The following is a 13,232-nucleotide window of genomic DNA, read 5'->3' on the forward strand; positions in this document are numbered from 1 at the left end:
GCGACAAAAAGCCCTATTTTTTAGCAGGTACGGCTAAAAACTGTCAAACATAGTCTTTCGGGATCGGGATCATCTGCTCGCTGCTGTCAGATTCCTTTTTATAAGAAGTAACTGCTTTTTTCAGATCAATTGATTTTTGCCGGGCAGCTTCAATCAGGCCGGCACTTTTCCCCTTCAGGGAAACACTCTTGCGCTGCACATTCTGAACCAGCTGTTCCCCGGAAGGGACAGCAATAAGATAAACCGCAGCAGCGCCAATCAACGCACCAAATAAAACTCCGGATAAGAATGCAGGGCCCTTCCTTAGTCGTCCATCAGCATTTCCCATAGCCAGTCCCCTCCTTGCGACGGTTTGATTAACGGTCCGAGTTTTTTTTGCCTTGCCAGCGGTGCAGCAAATCGATTGCAGCTTTTCCCCACTGAAGTGTCTGCGCGATTTTTCCGGCATGTTCTTCCCCGCTGTTTTCGATACTTGTTGTCACTTTACGGACGGATTCATTAACATTGCTCAACGACTCTCCAAAACCCTGAACTGCATCAAAAATACCATTCAGACTTTTGGACTTATACTGCACATCGGCCGCCAGTACATTGGTCCGGTGAAGCAGTTCCGTGGTCTCTTCATTCAACCCTTTCATCTGCTCCTGCATATCCTCAAGTGTTGACGCGACATCATCCATGGTTTTCTGAGCGGATTGGAGTGTCTGCGCAAGAAAATACACAAGTACTGAGAAAGCTATTGCGATAATGGCGACAGCCAAGTAAAGGATAATGATCACCGAAATTCCCCCTTTTATAGATTCCGTATTAGTTTGATGTTTTAGCGCATTTCTATACCTGTTATCTGGGTTAAAGGCGGTAGAACTTTCCGCTTTTGGAATCTCTTCTCCATCTTATCACGTCACACTAGTGAAAAAAAGCTGGACAGGGGTGCTGGGATTACGGCTTCAAAACTTTTTTATATTCATTTTGATATTTTTGAATATCACCTGCGCCCATGAAAAGCAGCACACTATGCTTGTAGTTTTTCAAATCTTCAATATTGCTGTTGTGCAATATATGCGATCCCGGTATTCTATCCTGTAAATCGTGGATGGAAGTTTTGCCGCTTTTTTCACGTGCAGAGCCAAAGATGTCACAGAGGTAGGCTTCGTCTGCGGTTTTCAAAGCCTCTCCAAACTCATCCATAAAAGTCATCGTTCGGGAATACGTATGAGGCTGGAATATGGCAACAATTTTTCTGTCAGGATATTTTTCACGTGCCGCCTGAATGGTTACACGAATTTCTGTCGGATGATGTGCATAGTCATCAATCATGACTTGATCAAATTCGGGCAGCTTCGATTCAGAAAATCTGCGCTTGACACCTTGAAACAGAGCAAGCCGCTCCTGCACTAGTTGAAGCGGAACATTCATATAATTGCAAAATGAAATGATGGCAAGCGCATTCAACACATTATGTTCCCCGTAGCCACGTATCTTAAAGTGACCATAAAAATCATTGCGCACATAAACATCGAAGGCTGTTCCAGAATCGTCGGGCCGGAAATCAATATTCCGGGCCTGAAAATCATTCTCCTCATTAAAGCCATAGTAAATAATAGGCACATTTGATTTGATCATTTGCAGTTTATCATTGTCCCCACAAGCAAAAATCGCTTTATTCACTTTAAGTGCCAGTTCCTGGAAAGCGTTCACTACATCATCCAGATCCTTATAATAGTCCGAATGGTCAAATTCGATATTCGTGATAATGCAGTAATCAGGATCGCTATGCAGAAAATGCCGCTTGTATTCACAGGATTCCCAAATAAAATATTTGGCCTTTTCATTTCCTGAGCCGGTTCCATCACCAATCAAGTACGTCGTCGGCGCAAATTTTTCAAAGACAAAGGACAGCATTCCGGTCGTCGATGTCTTGCCATGTGTACCGGTTACAGCCACACTGGTATATTTTTCAGCCAAATCGCCGAGAAAATCGTAATAGCGGCGAACAGGAACTTGCAGCTCTTTGGCGCGCACAATTTCTTCATGCTGATCAGGAAAGGCGTTGCCTGCGATCACCACTTCATCAGTCGTAATGTTGTCTTTTGTAAAAGGTAAAATTTTTATGTTTTTATCTTCCAGCGCTTTTTGTGTAAAGAAACGTTTTTCAACATCGGAACCCTGTACTTCATGATGCAGATCCTGAAGTATTTGCGCCAATGCGCTCATTCCGGTTCCCTTTATTCCAACAAAATGGTATTTCGTCATAAAATGACCTCCATAAAATGCTTCATCCCCGGTTCTGCCATGAATTTGACAGTATACTCATCTTACGCTGAGAAGTGTCCAACGTTCCGGCAGAATCGAATTCTTCCAACAAAGAAACAGCAGCCGGCCTGTTTCGTCCTATCCGGCGCAGTCATGTGTTTTAACCCGTCACCTATTTTAACCTTTATCACTGAAGTTGTAAAAGTATATTTATGTATCATCCGCTATCTATTCTCCAACGTTATCTCTCGTTACCAAAACCTGTCTCGGTTTGCTTCCATTTGCCCCTGAAATGACATTGCGGTTTTCCAAATCCTCGACAAGCCGTGCCGCCCGGTTATATCCGATTCTGAAATGGCGCTGAATGCTGGAAACCGAGGCCTGGCCCTGTTCAATGACAAACGCCGAGGCAGCTTCCAGCAGATCGTCCTCCATCTCCCCTGTTTCTGTAGACAGATTTTTGCTGTCCTCAGCCGAAAATAAATAATGATCGTTTGTGCGGTCTCCGAAAGCGCCTGTTACTCTGTTAATTTCCTCATCGGAAACAAAGCATCCCTGAATTCGTTTTAAGCCGCGCGCACCATTTTCCGCAAACAACATATCGCCCCTGCCAAGCAGCCTTTCAGCCCCTCCGCAATCCAGAATAGTCCGTGAGTCAGTCTGTGATGATACGCTGAACGCAATGCGTGTTGGGATATTGGATTTAATCAGGCCGGTGATCACATCCACTGAAGGACGCTGTGTTGCAAGCAGTAAATGGATGCCGGCAGCACGCGCCTTCTGAGCAATACGGCAGACGGCCTCCTCCACGTCTTGAGGAGAAACCATCATTAAATCCGCGAGTTCATCAATGATAATCACAATATAAGGAAGGTGCTGGCCGCTGCCGGAAGCATCCTGATTTTTATTAAAGCTTTCAATATCGCGAACACGGCTTGCAGCAAACTTGTGATAGCGCTTTTCCATTTCCTCAACAGCCCACTTAAGCGCTAATGCAGCTTCCTTCGGTTCTGTAATCACCGGAGCAGCAAGGTGGGGGATGTTTTGATAAGGCGCCAGTTCAACTACCTTTGGATCAATGAGCAGGAAGCGTACATCGTCCGGCGAAGTTTTATAAATAAGGCTTAGGATCAGCGAGTGGATGCAGACACTTTTCCCGGATCCGGTCGCGCCGGCGATCAGTCCATGGGGCATTTTTGCCAGATCTGTAACGATCTGGTTCCCCGATACATCCTGGCCAAGCGCAGCGGTCAGCGGTGCCTTGCTTTCCAGAAAAGTTTTCGAACTGAGGATCTGCTTCAACAGAACCGGTTTGCACAATTCATTGGGGATTTCAATGCCTACAGCACTTTTTCCTGGAACAGGCGCGATGCGTATCTGCCTGACAGCCAAGCTCAGTTTGATATCCTCAGTCAGCCCGAGCACTTTATTTATTTTTACACCCGGATGAAGATGAATGTCGAAACGCGTGACACTCGGTCCCTGCACATATCCGATCAGATCTGCTTCCACATGAAAATTTGCAAGCGTTTCTCCCAATACTTTTTCTTTCTCAGCAATCCAGGATGAATTGTCCTCCGAAGTTTCAGGCAAATCGTCAAGGAGACTGAGGGGCAGCTGTAGTCCTTCCGAAGGTGTGCTGCCATAAGGCCGACCCGCTGAGGATCGATTTAAACGATTTACAGAATGCTCCAGCGAATGGCTGCGTTGATGATCTGACTGAAACATCAGAACATTAATGGGCACCTTTGACTGCGTTCCGCTACGGTGCGGTGACCGGTTTAAGCGGCTTCTTACCGGTACAGGGTGGACGGTTTGACGATCTGCTTCAGAAACAGAGCGACGTTCCGGCAATACTTCTTTTCCAGAATGGCTGCCATACTGATTTCGATGGCTTTCGTCTGTATCCGGCAATGAAATGTGCCCTTGGATGGTTTGGTGGAGCTCGGACCGCTCTGTATCCGCGATACCGGAATATTGATTTCGATCACCGGAACTGCGTTCTGTGCCGCTCGTTCCCCCGAGGCGCTGCAGTGACGGCTCGTCAATCACTTTTTGCTCAATCACCGGACCGTCTTTTCGTGAAGGAATAATCGACCGATTTTTTGTCAATTCTCCGTTTTTTACTTCACTGATCTGCTTTTTCTCCTGCCCCTCCTTCTGCGCATCAAGATAGTAATTTTCCGGATGATTGGTCCGATAAAAATTTTCCGGTGGTTTTCGAAAGCCGAATACCGGGGAAGGCACCTTGCTCAGGCGGAACGGTGGTTTTTTAATGGATGCCTTTTTCAGTACCATTTCGTCATGATCATCATGAAAAACATTTTCATGGCCCTCTTCATCCCGCGGCTCCGAATCAGACTTTTTGCCGTTACCGGAGGAGGAAATATTAGTATTTTTCACATTTCCTTCAGGATACTGTGAAAACATTTTGACCTCGATTTGTCGATGGGCATCTGTAAAGCGGCCTACTGAAGGCGAACCTTGATCTATTTCACCGTGCGTATGAAAAATGGCTTTTATTCCTTCCGGGTCTTCATCTTCATCTTCTTCTGCATCAAAAAGCCGGCGCCACCAATCCCACATGCCGTAACCCCCTCTCCATCAACATTATTCAAAATTCATCCCTGTATCTGTTCACTGTGAATCAAAGAAAAGAAATTATGCCCGACCGCTGTGCTTTCATTTAAGACGAGAATGCCCCGTTTTTGCGGCGCACCTGGCAGCGCCAGTTCCTTCGCCGAGCAGATCATGCCGTCCGAAGCGACGCCTCTCAGAACGGATGGCCGAATAATCATTCCATCCGGCATCAGAGCCCCGACCCGGGCAACGACCACTTTCTGTCCTTGATCAATATTTGGTGCGCCGCAGACGATTTGCAATGTGTCTGATCCCACATTCACACGGCAAACATGCATATGGTCGGAATCCGGATGTTTTTCCATTTTCTCAACAAACCCAGTAACAATCCGGGGTCTCTCGTCAGATGGAAGTATGTCCTGAAATCCGGCACCGGCGATCTGCCTGTTCAGCAATTCGAGAAACGTATCATTCTGAGTGATCAGTCCATTTCTCTGATCCACAGGGATAAACCGTGATGCCTTGAAAAAATTAAAGCCTAATGTATCTTTCGAAACCGGATCATAAATTCTGGATACATCTGCTTTTCTTTCGAAATTTTGTTTTCCACCCTCTTTGATATAGGCAATTAATACATCGCCTATGCCATTCTTATTATAATAAAGAATCATCTATTATTTCTCCTTCCAATTTTCGTTTTGAATGAATCATATAATGCTTACCTATATTAAAAACTGTTTGAAGCGGAAATCAGTTTTCCGTCCTTCTGCCAGGTGCCGGGCGCCGATGTGCCATAATAAAAATCGGTTCGAGTGTCCCGTGTTCATAAAGAAAAGGCAGAATCGTAATCGGCACTCTCCCCTCCGAATAAAACTTCATGACCATTTGGGCAAGTATGTCATAGCCTTCGGGGTTGACAATATCACCAAAAATAAGCACATCCTGATGAGGGACAGCGACGGTCAGATCTCCTTTTGCACGCTCCTTCACACTGTCCAGAAGATGCCGGTTTAAAATTCTGCTCGCATCATAGCCGTCATTGTAATTAATAAAATAAAATGAATTATTTTTTACAACATCTTTTTTTGAAGATGAGGGAAGCTTCATTAAGTTGGTGTTTGCCAACGCAATAACCGACTGTACATCCATTCCTTCACGTTCAATAAACTTTTCGTCAAGAAGCCTATAGGTATTTTCAAGGTCAAGTGCATAAAGAATTTTTGTTTCCGCTGTATGCGTGCTGAAGATCAGATTTTTATTATCTTTTGTCCGAACCGGAAAAGAAGCGGAGCGGATGACGGGATAAATCTTATTTTCATTGCCCTTGATGCGCACAGGCGCATCCATTGCCCGCAGGCCCTGGTCAACCGCGTGAATACACTCCAGAACCGCGCCCTGCCCTTTGTTTTGGTACTGTTCAAGAACATCGGTAAGCGTCACGGTGATGCCCATACCGCTGTTTTTATTTTCAACTCTAAGCTTCCCGGACCGACTGTCAAAACGAATAGTCCTGTTATCAGATTGCAGCTTCTTCGTTAATTCTTCTTTTAATTCATGAAGATCCATCGATTGAAAGCCTGTCCTTTCCCTTTGACTCATCACTGCCATCATCAAAGTATAAAACTATTTTATCATAGACCCGGCAATCCATGCAGATGACCGGGATTCTCCAATCGCAGAATCAGGCTTTCAGCAGCTGCAAATCCTCAGTTCTCCTTATTTTCATGTGCATAGACGCCATCAATCAGGCGGAGAATATACAGAAACATATCACTTCTCGTAACCATGCCGTCTGTCAAAATGCCGATCGTGCCTCCGTGTTTACTCACGTTCTTCTGGTGCGCGTACTCGTCAGCAACGTCGCCAAGTTCACGTCCTGACAAGACCCCTTCAGCCAGAAACTTTGGAAGGACAATCCGCGCTCCCCCGGCGGTTATCACATGACCGGAGCGATCTGCTATTGCCCCCCAGTTGACGAGATACATTTCCCCGTCCAGCATACTGACGCCCCCCTCCAGCCCAACGCCGAAAATGATCGATCGATCTGCTTCAAGTGCGGCTTTAGCGCGGTTAATTGATCCCTGGCGCGTCTCGTGATCGGTCATTGGCATTGCGGAAACGCCTGACGGCACATCAAAACTCTTGATCTCCGCCGCTCTGCCGCTTCCCGTGACAAGACGCCTTACTGCATCAATTTTAGCCGGATTTTTTGTCCCCACCCCGATGATTACCACCATCATTTTGCCTCTCAATCGAGACAAGATCATAACAGTTTGTTTCGATCTTGCCCAAAATTATTTTTTTCCAGCATCTATATAAATACCAACTAAGAAAAAGGTCTGTTTCCATCCTCCGTCCGCATGAATCATCGCCCAAAGTCCCTGACTTGGTTTCAGTGGATTTTCCGAATATACTTAGAATAAAATAGAAGAAGACTGGGAGGAAAAGCCATGAATCAAAAAATCGGGTCGATTATCCTCGCCGCAGCTGCGGCTGGTTTTGCGGCAGGAATTACCGCAGAAAAAATAAACATGAGAAACCGCAGACCGCTGAGTTCGGAAAAAGTGCTCAGTATGGTCAGAAAAGCAGCAAAGGAAAATCTTCCGATTGACGGAGCCTGGATTTTTTTATCTCCACATAAGATCACAAGAAACGCCCTGACGACCGAAGCCTATCAGGGAGGATTCACGACCAAAGAAACTGATTCAGTAAAACATTACGACTTCATTGCCGATGCGCACACTGGAACGCTGATCGAGCTTAAAAGGCAGCAGTGAACGACCATGCAACCGGTGCCGAATTAAAGTTTAAAGTTGCCGGGACTTGCTCAATCATTGCATACAGCTTCACAGCGGTAAATCCGCTGGCCTTTTTTCGAAAATTTTTCTTCATATTCAGTCATGATATTTTCTCTGTCATTTGCATGATGCAGGTCAAGGCTAATATTTCGCAGCAGAAAGCCATACTGCGAAAAGCTTTCCAGTGAATATTCGAAAAGGCCCTGATTATCCGTCTTAAAGTGGATAGCCCCATGGCTTTTTAAGACATATTCATATTGTGCAAGAAAAGCCGAATAAGTCAGGCGTCGCTTCTCATGGCGGTTCTTGGGCCATGGATCGCAGAAATTCAAATAGATGTCATCCACTTCGTCCTCTGCAAAATATTCTGTCAGTCCGCGCGCATCGGCATTGATCAACCTGACATTTTTTAAATTCGCATCCAGACACTTTTGCAATGCCGATACGATGATACTTTCGTGCAATTCTATGCCAATGAAATTCGCATCCGGATCTTTTTCAGCCATGCCGACAATAAACTGACCCTTGCCTGTGCCAATTTCAACACAGAGCCGCGCTTCACGGTGAAAAGCCTCGCCCCATTCACCATTGTAATATTTTGGCGACCGTATCACTATATCCGTATAATGCTCAAGTTTTCCCCTTGCCCAGGGTTTATGGCGTACTCTCATTTAACGTTCTCCTTTATGCATTGGTACAGTTTACATGTTCTGCTTCACCGTCTGACAATAAATGATTCAACAAACGATCCTGTAACACCTGTTTTTAGCATCATCCGCACTAAAAAAAGGCAGACTGCAACATGAACCTCCCCTCTCAGGCTGACAGGAAGGCTGGGGAATAATCAGAGTGAACGAACCACCTGTGCCGCATAATCATTCAGCCAGAGAAGATCCTTTTCAAACAGGATCATTTTTTTTGCCTCGGCATGTTCCTGGTGCCAGAACATAAACCTCAGCGTCATCGCAATCATGTGCCAGACAAGACGAAGCTGCAGCGATTCATCAAGTTCCCATCCATAAAGTGCCAGCCAATCTTTCCAGTTATCCTCTTCGACATACCAGTAAAGCAGCATGGCCAGATCCATTGCAGGATCGGCAATGACTGCCTGATCCCAGTCAACGAGATACAGACTGTCCTCATTCTGATTCAGCAGCCAATTGTTGTGATTGACATCTGAATGGCAGACAGCCTTTTTCTCAATATCTGCTCTTTCTGCCGTCTCCTGAAGAAAAAGCAGTGACGTGCGGAGTGCCTGTATGTTTCCCCGACCTTTCGCCTGGTTGACCAGACTTTCGGCAATCTGGCCTGTTGTAACAGGCAACTTACCCAGCTGTTTCATCATGAACAGGAGCGGATCCGATGTATGTATTTTTTTAAGCAGCTCGGCAACCTTGGCGGATTTCATTTCTTCAGGTTTCAGCACTCTGCCACTCATCCATTTCTGAGCGGTCAGAACATCGCCATTGCCCATCCGCCTGGTCCACAACAATTTTGGGACAATTCCTTCCGCCGAAAGGACAGCCAGAAAAGGCGATGAGTTTCGCTTAATAAATAGTTTATTTTCCCCGGATTTTGCCATATAGGCTTCACCGGTCATGCCGCCGGCGGATGATAGTTCCCATTCCTCGCTGTCAAAAAATCTCATCAGACAGGCCACCTTTGCCCCTTAAATCTTGCCTTTGAAAAAGGCAGTCCCTCAACTGTGATTAACTCAACTTTTTCATTATTTTCACGAACATGATAAAAAGACTATGAATAAAAATATACCACTTTCCATTTGATTCAACAATCATTTCGTCACTTATCCCATCGGCAGAAATCACCAAATGTTTCAACATTGAATTCAGGATCATGTATTTTGAAAACGCGGTGAAGCGATCGTTTCAAAATGATTCAGCAATGCTTCCGCTGCCTCAATCTGTACCCTTTTCATCAGCAGTGAGTGCTGGGAAAGCATCTCGAACCATTCGCGTTCATTGCGAAAATCTACAAAACTTTCGCCGGCATCTTCGTGCACGAATTCAATGTAGCTGTCCGGAGCATATGCCGTTGAAACAATCTTCATCCCAATTCCGCGATTTTTTAAGAATGCGTCGACCACAGCCCGTGTTCTGTTCAGAGAAATCAATGGATTGAGCACCTCCCGTTCACCACCCGACACGATCTCTTTCCATTTTCGCCCCGAAACTTCCTGGAAGACACTGCCGTTTTCACCGGACATCGGCTTGACACACCAAATCGTGTCGTTCGTAATGATTAAAGAATCCAGCTGCACAGCTGCCGACTGAGTAAGGAGAACAGGACGATAGATCAGAAAGGCAATATCATTGACTTCCCCCAGCAGCCTTTTTATCCACTCCGCTCCTTCTATCTCTTCAGGGCATGAAGATCGCTGGTCAGACGTCCTCGTCGCCCAGTCCAGCTGTATCCTGTACAGCCAGGCCGTAAATTCCTTGCCTAATTTCACCTGATGATCCAGGTCTTGTAACGTGCTGCTTTCTGCCCTCTGCTTCCATTCATTTAGCCGCCGGTTCTTAAGCCAGATGAAACGATTCGCATAGCGGCGAAGATCCACTTCGTAACGCGATACACATTGCCGGAGTTTAATCAATTGCGCCATCATTTTCACTTCTTTCAGCTTCCGCTCTATTGTATATCAAAATAAGCGTGCAGCGATTCCCCATTGGAATCCGTTCTCTCGCTCACTATGAGTCACCGAATAAAAAAGTTCTGACAGGCCTGTAGCGCGGATTTTCCTGACGGACGGCGAAAAGACTGATTCGGTCAATTGTCCAGCCTATACCGTGATTCCGGGACTCTTCCGTATCCGCAAAAGGTTCACCGGACAGCCATCCTTTTGCGAGTGTAATATGCGGATGATAGGGTCTTCTGTCCGCAGTAAAACCGCAGTCACCCAGCAACCCATTCAGTTCATTCTGAATTTTTCCTAATTCCGGGCAGGGCAAAAGCCCTGCAAAAACAACCCTTGGATGGTTTTGATCTCCGAATCCTTCTACACCGGAGATGGAAATCTGAAATGGTTTGAGCGGCTTAGTCACCTGTTCGGCAATGCCGCAGACCGTAACCATTTTTTCCGGTGTCAAAGGACCGAAAAAGAAGAGTGTGATGTGATAATCCCGGAGGTTTTTCGTCCATTTTCTATAAAAACTATGCCTGCCTATCCGCTCCGCTTCCTGTATTAAATAATATCCGACTTCTTGCGGGACCGGAGCGGCCAAGAAATAATGATCCTTCAAGACAACATCCCCTCTGCATTGATCATATTACCGTAAATCTCCCCATGCAACTTTAAAATTGTTTCAGAGTGGCCGTTGCATAACTTGCTCCAATTAAGCAGAAATATTTGAAACATCTGCTGAATGATTCTGAATCCTGTATAATGGGGATAAATAGCCTTTCACAGGCTTTGGCATTCAGCGGAAGATTATTCAATCACTGAATGAGACATGATAAATGTAACAACGAAAGTGAGTGACTGTAATGATAAGGATTGCTGACTCGATCGATGAACTGGTCGGCGGAACGCCAATGGTCCGGCTGAACAGGCTCCCCGATCCGAACGGCGCCACAATTTATGCAAAGCTGGAATACTTCAATCCGACAAAGAGTGTCAAAGACCGTGCCGCGCTCAATATGATTCTCGCCGCTGAAAAAGAAGGCAAGCTGAAAAAAGGGGCAACGATTATTGAGCCCACCTCCGGTAATATGGGGATCGGCCTGGCAATGAACGCTGTATCAAGAGGTTATCAGGCGATCATTGTTATGCCGGATACCATGACCATAGAGCGGATTAAACTCCTGGAAGCTTTTGGTGCCAAAGTTGTCCTCACTCCTGGAAGAGACAAAATGCCTGGTGCCATTCGAAAAGCGAAGGAGCTTGCAGAGAAACTTCCAAACAGCTTTATGCCAATGCAGTTTTCTAATCCCGCGAATCCGGAGGCCCATCGCAAAACTACGGGTCCAGAAATTATCCGTGACGTGACGTCACTGGACAAGCCACTGAAAGCACTTGTCGGAGCAGCAGGAACTGGAGGCACAATCACAGGAGCAGGCAAAGCCCTGAAAGAAGTATTTCCGGACATGACCATCCACATCTGTGAACCGGCGGCCTCCCCCACTCTGACAGGCGGAAAGCCCGGCCGTCATAAAATAGTTGGAACCAGCCCTGGCTTTATTCCAAATACACTAGATCTTTCCCTGGTTGATGAAGTGCTTAAGGTCAGCGATGAGGACGCTTATGAAATTACCCGAAGACTGGCAAAGGATGAAGGAATTCTTTGTGGGCCTTCGTCCGGAGCTTCCGTCTATGTTGCCTTGCAGGTAGCAAAGCGGTTTAAACCTGATGATCTGATTGTATGCATGGTTAACGACACAGGTGAACGCTATCTATCTGGTGACATCTTTCAACACTGATCAATTCAAACACCCTTTGATTGTCTGAAGCTGTTTTCATGTACACTCTGAAAAACAGAAACAAGCTGGGGAAAAAGAATTCATTCGCTTAGCAAAAGAAAATGAAAAAAGGTTTGACTTTTGCGAATTAAGCGGTATATTTAAATTATTTAATAGAATAGTTGTATTATTCTTCATGCATTAGGTTGAATTGTCCTGTTTGGGTGCCGTCAGAAAAGTCATGATCCTGTTCAATCATTCATAAAAGAGGAGAAAATGGGAATTTAACAAGACACATCTTTCGCATTCCGCAATTTTCAAACATCCTCTTTAATGATAAAAAATCTGGGGAGTGGTGATTTGAGTCCTTCAACTGATCGTATGCTAAATCGCGTTAAGTCTGTTTACTTATTTATCCGCAGACAAGGTCCTGTCACGACGAAAGAGCTGGTTGAAGAATTTGACATGACACAGAGAACCATGCAAAGAGACTTGAATATTCTAACGTATAACCATTTGGTCAGGAGTCCTAGAAGAGGCCAATGGACGGTAACAGAAAAAAAAGTAAAGGTATCGTGAGCTGTTTTTTTAAACAGCTCTTTTTTATTTGCCTGAATTTTGGCTGGAGGGAATTAGAAGAGGCCTGTTTAAAAATATTGTTCAGCGTTGCGCACCACCGCTCAATCACAGGCTGATGTCCCGATTACCACGGTCAATTTTACTTCCTTTTCATAGACTAATAACTGAGTTTAAAAAACATGATCAGGGAGGGTTTTTGTATGTTTCCATATAGCGACCTGAATTCTTCTGCGGCCGGTGGACTGCCTGCAGGACAGAATCATTTTCAAACTGCGGATAGTCAGGGATCCTTTACGCCCCAGGGTTTTGCCCCGGCAGAGCGCCCGTTTCCCTACCCCTATCCACAAGAAACAGAAAACGCAATCGCCGGAAACAGCTTCGAATGGTACGGTACGCCCCAGAACAGACAGCTGCCCCGACCGCCACAGCCAGGCGGCGGAGACCTGGAACGCCGTGTCCGTCAGCTCGAACGCCAGCAGGACCGTTTCGGACGCGAGCTTAACCAGATTGACCGGCGGCTTCGAATCATTGAAAGACGGTTTGGTATCCCCGTCCCCCCTGTTCCGTTCCCGGGAACGCCGCCAAGATAAGCTCAAATTAAAAAGA

Annotated in this window: 15 protein-coding genes; 4 read left to right on the plus strand and 11 right to left on the minus strand. The window is 45.9% G+C overall.

Annotated features, from left to right (window positions below):
* Positions 1–43 precede the first annotated feature (43 nt).
* The 7 genes from COP04_RS15670 to COP04_RS15700 all read right to left on the minus strand — a co-directional run bounded on the left by COP04_RS15670 (position 44) and on the right by COP04_RS15700 (position 7,070).
* Positions 44–328 carry a YtxH domain-containing protein gene (locus COP04_RS15670; RefSeq protein WP_157800339.1) on the minus strand — a complete coding sequence of 95 codons (285 nt, stop codon included), beginning with the start codon at positions 326–328 and terminating at the stop codon, positions 44–46.
* Positions 329–356: 28 nt separating this feature from the next.
* Positions 357–779, minus strand: a complete 423-nt coding sequence (locus tag COP04_RS15675) for a DUF948 domain-containing protein (protein WP_100488881.1) — start codon at positions 777–779, stop codon at positions 357–359.
* A 160-nt stretch (positions 780–939) separates the two neighbouring features.
* Positions 940–2,253, minus strand: a complete 1,314-nt coding sequence (murC, locus tag COP04_RS15680) for a UDP-N-acetylmuramate--L-alanine ligase (RefSeq protein ID WP_100488882.1) — start codon at positions 2,251–2,253, stop codon at positions 940–942.
* 228 nt (positions 2,254–2,481) lie between these two features.
* Positions 2,482–4,839, minus strand: a complete 2,358-nt coding sequence (locus COP04_RS20550; protein ID WP_100488883.1) for a DNA translocase FtsK — start codon at positions 4,837–4,839, stop codon at positions 2,482–2,484.
* A 35-nt stretch (positions 4,840–4,874) separates the two neighbouring features.
* On the minus strand, positions 4,875–5,504 hold the full coding sequence (ytpR, locus tag COP04_RS15690; protein ID WP_100488884.1) for a YtpR family tRNA-binding protein: 630 nt from the start codon (positions 5,502–5,504) through the stop codon (positions 4,875–4,877).
* A 79-nt stretch (positions 5,505–5,583) separates the two neighbouring features.
* Positions 5,584–6,432 carry a DUF1444 family protein gene (locus COP04_RS15695; RefSeq protein WP_239984899.1) on the minus strand — a complete coding sequence of 283 codons (849 nt, stop codon included), beginning with the start codon at positions 6,430–6,432 and terminating at the stop codon, positions 5,584–5,586.
* Positions 6,433–6,539: 107 nt separating this feature from the next.
* Entirely contained in the window at positions 6,540–7,070 is a 531-nt protein-coding gene (locus tag COP04_RS15700; protein WP_420852766.1) for a DUF84 family protein, read from the minus strand.
* Positions 7,071–7,283: 213 nt separating this feature from the next.
* On the opposite strand from COP04_RS15700, the gene COP04_RS15705 reads away from it, so the two are divergent.
* Positions 7,284–7,610: a PepSY domain-containing protein gene (locus tag COP04_RS15705; protein WP_100488886.1), complete on the plus strand. Its 327-nt coding sequence runs from the start codon at positions 7,284–7,286 to the stop codon at positions 7,608–7,610.
* Positions 7,611–7,660: 50 nt separating this feature from the next.
* Here the strand turns inward: COP04_RS15705 and trmB are convergent, their stop codons facing one another.
* From trmB to thpR, 4 genes are all read right to left on the minus strand, one after another.
* A complete protein-coding gene (gene trmB / locus COP04_RS15710) occupies positions 7,661–8,302 on the minus strand; it encodes a tRNA (guanosine(46)-N7)-methyltransferase TrmB (protein WP_100488887.1) in 642 nt (213 codons plus the stop codon).
* Between the two features lie 173 nt (positions 8,303–8,475).
* Positions 8,476–9,279 (minus strand): phosphotransferase family protein, encoded by an 804-nt coding sequence (locus COP04_RS15715; protein WP_100488888.1) that lies wholly within the window; start codon positions 9,277–9,279, stop codon positions 8,476–8,478.
* Positions 9,280–9,483: 204 nt separating this feature from the next.
* Entirely contained in the window at positions 9,484–10,254 is a 771-nt protein-coding gene (locus COP04_RS15720; RefSeq protein WP_100488889.1) for an NERD domain-containing protein, read from the minus strand.
* A gap of 85 nt (positions 10,255–10,339) precedes the next feature.
* Positions 10,340–10,891: an RNA 2',3'-cyclic phosphodiesterase gene (gene thpR / locus COP04_RS15725; RefSeq protein ID WP_100488890.1), complete on the minus strand. Its 552-nt coding sequence runs from the start codon at positions 10,889–10,891 to the stop codon at positions 10,340–10,342.
* A 244-nt stretch (positions 10,892–11,135) separates the two neighbouring features.
* On the opposite strand from thpR, the gene cysK reads away from it, so the two are divergent.
* The 3 genes from cysK (at position 11,136) to COP04_RS15740 (ending at position 13,216) form a co-directional block, all read left to right on the plus strand.
* Complete coding sequence (gene cysK, locus COP04_RS15730; protein WP_100488891.1) at positions 11,136–12,068, plus strand: cysteine synthase A; 933 nt, start codon at positions 11,136–11,138, stop codon at positions 12,066–12,068.
* 339 nt (positions 12,069–12,407) lie between these two features.
* Entirely contained in the window at positions 12,408–12,626 is a 219-nt protein-coding gene (locus COP04_RS15735) for a DeoR family transcriptional regulator (RefSeq protein ID WP_100488892.1), read from the plus strand.
* A gap of 200 nt (positions 12,627–12,826) precedes the next feature.
* The gene (locus tag COP04_RS15740) at positions 12,827–13,216 is read left to right on the plus strand and encodes a hypothetical protein (RefSeq protein WP_100488893.1); all 390 of its coding nucleotides are present in this window, start codon (positions 12,827–12,829) and stop codon (positions 13,214–13,216) included.
* The last annotated feature ends 16 nt before the right edge of the window (positions 13,217–13,232 follow it).

This window comes from Sporolactobacillus pectinivorans, from assembly GCF_002802965.1.
GTDB lineage: Bacteria > Bacillota > Bacilli > Bacillales > Sporolactobacillaceae > Sporolactobacillus > Sporolactobacillus pectinivorans.

Coding starts and splice junctions, on each gene's coding strand:
- COP04_RS15670 (WP_157800339.1), bottom strand. CDS start 328: ATGGGAAATGCTGATGGACGACTAAGGAAGGGCCCTGCATTCTTATCC.
- murC (WP_100488882.1), bottom strand. CDS start 2,253: ATGACGAAATACCATTTTGTTGGAATAAAGGGAACCGGAATGAGCGCA.
- COP04_RS20550 (WP_100488883.1), bottom strand. CDS start 4,839: ATGTGGGATTGGTGGCGCCGGCTTTTTGATGCAGAAGAAGATGAAGAT.
- ytpR (WP_100488884.1), bottom strand. CDS start 5,504: ATGATTCTTTATTATAATAAGAATGGCATAGGCGATGTATTAATTGCC.
- COP04_RS15695 (WP_239984899.1), bottom strand. CDS start 6,432: ATGAGTCAAAGGGAAAGGACAGGCTTTCAATCGATGGATCTTCATGAA.
- COP04_RS15700 (WP_420852766.1), bottom strand. CDS start 7,070: ATGGTGGTAATCATCGGGGTGGGGACAAAAAATCCGGCTAAAATTGAT.
- COP04_RS15705 (WP_100488886.1), top strand. CDS start 7,284: ATGAATCAAAAAATCGGGTCGATTATCCTCGCCGCAGCTGCGGCTGGT.
- trmB (WP_100488887.1), bottom strand. CDS start 8,302: ATGAGAGTACGCCATAAACCCTGGGCAAGGGGAAAACTTGAGCATTAT.
- COP04_RS15715 (WP_100488888.1), bottom strand. CDS start 9,279: ATGAGATTTTTTGACAGCGAGGAATGGGAACTATCATCCGCCGGCGGC.
- COP04_RS15720 (WP_100488889.1), bottom strand. CDS start 10,254: ATGGCGCAATTGATTAAACTCCGGCAATGTGTATCGCGTTACGAAGTG.
- cysK (WP_100488891.1), top strand. CDS start 11,136: ATGATAAGGATTGCTGACTCGATCGATGAACTGGTCGGCGGAACGCCA.
- COP04_RS15740 (WP_100488893.1), top strand. CDS start 12,827: ATGTTTCCATATAGCGACCTGAATTCTTCTGCGGCCGGTGGACTGCCT.